1 protein-coding gene and 1 pseudogene are annotated in these 1569 nt (G+C 57.2%); one reads left to right on the top strand and one right to left on the bottom strand.

Annotation, left to right across the window (positions count from 1 at the left end; all coding sequences use genetic code 11):
• Window positions 1–1042: 1042 nt before the first annotated feature.
• Window positions 1043–1219: a helix-turn-helix domain-containing protein gene (locus IWX65_RS17520; RefSeq protein ID WP_334683987.1), complete on the top strand. Its 177-nt coding sequence runs from the start codon at window positions 1043–1045 to the stop codon at window positions 1217–1219.
• A 200-nt stretch (window positions 1220–1419) separates the two neighbouring features.
• Here the strand turns inward: IWX65_RS17520 and IWX65_RS17515 are convergent.
• Window positions 1420–1569 (bottom strand): annotated as a pseudogene (locus IWX65_RS17515) (IS110 family transposase); the annotation flags it as partial.

The following is a 1569-nucleotide window of genomic DNA, read 5'->3' as shown; positions in this document are numbered from 1 at the left end:
GAAACAGTTTTGCTCCCAGAACTCACTGCAGCATAATCAAAGAACTGACCCGCACGGTGTCGAGAAAACTCCACCACTCAGCGGGACGTAACCTTCGCCCTGTAACGGTGGGCTGAAAAAACATCCAGCTTCGTCCAGGGGAGGTAACCAACTTCCGCAATATTTTTCCATACATCGACCCGCTGGGTGTGCCCGCGGGTAGCTGGAGGCACTGGTTAAGGGGTGGGCCAAGTACTGTGCCTACGAAGTCAGGCGATCACTACGCGTACCGGGTTGCTGATTCGCTCCCTCGTTTCTGAAACGGGGTTTCCGACGGACCATCACTGGTGCTGGTCCCAAACATCGAACATTGGAACCCGGAAAGGTTGCGCCACCGCGCGAGCGGTGGGTCAGCCGCATGCCATTTTTCATGTACTGCGGAAGATCCTGGACCGGGGTCGGCGGCGAAAAGGAACTCTCTTGAGACCAGAGTTCCACCCCCAGCCGTCGTCGACCCCTCTAAGGGTTTGCTCAAGGATGTGCGAACCGCTCTACGGTTGTCTTCTTCTACCCTAGACGCGGGGCACCTTCGAGGGGCGGCCAGCGCAGCACCATAGCGTCCCGTGTGCATCCTTCACTGCTACACATTTGCGGGGCTGGGGGAGTGGTAGGGATAGGTGTGTAGTATCCGGCAGGAAAACTTGAACCGAAGGTTCTCGAGACTGGTCTCGTTCGTCGCCGACCACGAAACCATGCCCTTCTATCGGTAGGACAGACCAACCGAGGAAAGAGTGCTGTCGATGTTGGTGCAACCCCAGCGAACTTCACTGACGATCGAAAATCTAGAGGTCAAGGCCTCGGTTTCCTACAGCCGCTGGCAAGCCAAACTCAGGGTTCTGCGTTAGCACGTGACGATTCCCGTTAACTACTCGTTATGGGGATTCTGGGAAACAGGTAGCCACTACTCGTGCGGAGATAAAGAATAGCGGCCACTGTTAACAATGGCACAAGAGTGACCCATGATTTTCGAGGAGCAGGTGTAGGAATGGCTGAGAACAGACCGATGGAGACAAATCTTCTGACCGTTGCGGAGATAGCTGCCAGGATGCGGGTCTCAAGAATGACGGTGTACCGCCTGGTGCAGTCCGGTGCGATGGAGGGTATCCGATTCGGTCGCTCCTACCGGGTACCGGAAACGGCTGTGCAGCAATACCTCGAATCCGTTAAACCCGGGCACTGACGTGCGGTTCGCCATCCTGCTGCTGGCACAGGCGCTCGTTCAGGGTTTTGACAGTAGTGGCGGCGGTCAGGATCAGGACATTGCATAGCGCGTGGCATCAGGTGGTCCCACGGACTAAAGGTGGGGTGGGCTCAAGTGAAACTGCGGTTAAGCCACTGGCGAGTCGGATTGAGGCGGGGGGGGTGCCTCTATGGTTTTCGTCAAGCGGCTGTGGCTAGCCGCGGTTCGTATAAGGTTCCATCTCTGAGCATGGCATAGAGGGTGTCGCAGCGGCGGCGAGCCAGTGCAATCAGCGCTTGGTTATGGCGTTTGCCTTCGGCCCGTTTCCGGTCGTAGTAGGCCCTGGACGG

It is taken from the genome of Arthrobacter sp. CAN_A214 (assembly GCF_015751955.1).
Taxonomy (GTDB): domain Bacteria; phylum Actinomycetota; class Actinomycetes; order Actinomycetales; family Micrococcaceae; genus Arthrobacter_D.
Note: the sequence above shows the minus strand (reverse complement) of the source record. Positions and strands in the feature narration are given on the sequence as shown.

What these genes read in the sequence shown, in the direction of transcription:
- IWX65_RS17520 (WP_334683987.1), top strand. Translation starts at nt 1,043, where the DNA reads ATGGAGACAAATCTTCTGACCGTTGCGGAGATAGCTGCCAGGATGCGG.